General features: G+C 42.0%; 1 protein-coding gene. It reads right to left on the reverse strand.

Annotation, left to right across the window (positions count from 1 at the left end):
• Positions 1-21 precede the first annotated feature (21 nt).
• On the reverse strand, positions 22-336 hold the full coding sequence (locus A3729_RS23305) for an SCP2 sterol-binding domain-containing protein (protein ID WP_068507398.1): 315 nt from the start codon (positions 334-336) through the stop codon (positions 22-24).
• Positions 337-667 lie beyond the last annotated feature (331 nt).

Here is a 667-nt window from a genome sequence, read left to right on the forward strand (position 1 = left end):
AATCATGTTAAGCAGACCTTACTAACCGATGCTGAAAAGCTCGCCTAGCTTAGTTGCTAGCATCATGTCGCCTTCAGCACGTAGCTGACCAGCCATGAACGCTTGCATACCGTCAGTTTCGCCACTAACGATGCCTTTAAGAGTTTCAGTGTTCATGATCAAAGTAACTGAAGGATCATCGTGCTCACCAGCTGCTAGTTCGCATGTACCGTCAGCGATAGTTAGGCTGTAGTTGTCATCGTCTTCGATGTTGAATTGGAATACCAAGTCGATGCCGCTAGCTGCGTCAGCGTTGAAGTTTTCTTTTAGTGTCTCGAAAGTAGAAGCTACAGACATGAGAATACCCTTTTTATGTATCAATTATCGCTAAGCTACACGTGTATATGCATGAGGTTGAAGCTCAATAGTGCAAGGTAGCTAGCCTGAGTGTGAAGCGTATTGATTTTCACGGATGTCAAGATTAGTTACTCGAAAAACGCTTGTCAACTAATAAATCGAACGCTTGTTTGAATTATGGTGTGAAGGTGTAAATTAGTAGCCAACAATATCTGAACGAAACCCTTGTATTTGGCAATAATGGCCCAACAATGCAATGGTCATAATGTTTTCGTTATTTGTATATATCAAACCTGAGGATAAGCGCGTGGAATTTTTGACTGAGTACGGT

The sequence above is a fragment of the Oleiphilus sp. HI0043 genome, from assembly GCF_001634935.1.

Bases quoted from the DNA above. Each gene is read 5' to 3' on its own strand.
- A3729_RS23305 (WP_068507398.1), bottom strand. From the start codon at position 336: ATGTCTGTAGCTTCTACTTTCGAGACACTAAAAGAAAACTTCAACGCT.